Genomic DNA, 315 nt, shown 5'->3' with positions numbered 1-315 from the left:
CGCGGTGGGGAAAAGTACAACCGCCCGTGTATTGCAGGCGCTATTAAGCCGTTGGCCGGAACATCGTCGTGTTGAACTGATCACTACAGATGGCTTCCTTCACCCTAATCAGGTTCTGAAAGAACGTGGTCTGATGAAGAAGAAAGGCTTCCCGGAATCGTATGATATGCATCGCCTGGTGAAGTTTGTTTCCGATCTCAAATCCGGCGTGCCAAACGTTACAGCCCCTGTTTACTCGCATCTTATTTATGATGTGATCCCGGATGGAGATAAAACGGTTGTTCAGCCTGATATTTTAATTCTTGAAGGGTTAAA

Annotated in this window: 1 protein-coding gene; it reads left to right on the top strand. The window is 47.0% G+C overall.

Features of this window, described 5'->3' with window-relative positions:
• Positions 1 to 315 (top strand): nucleoside/nucleotide kinase family protein (locus FN960_RS23770; RefSeq protein WP_498034105.1); only part of this gene is annotated, 315 nt, incomplete at both ends.

Origin of the sequence: Alkalicoccobacillus porphyridii (assembly GCF_007293315.1) — a bacterium.
In the GTDB taxonomy this organism is placed as follows: domain Bacteria; phylum Bacillota; class Bacilli; order Bacillales; family Bacillaceae_D; genus Alkalicoccobacillus; species Alkalicoccobacillus porphyridii.
The sequence above is the reverse complement of the archived record's forward strand: the minus strand, read 5'-3'. Positions and strand labels throughout refer to the sequence as shown.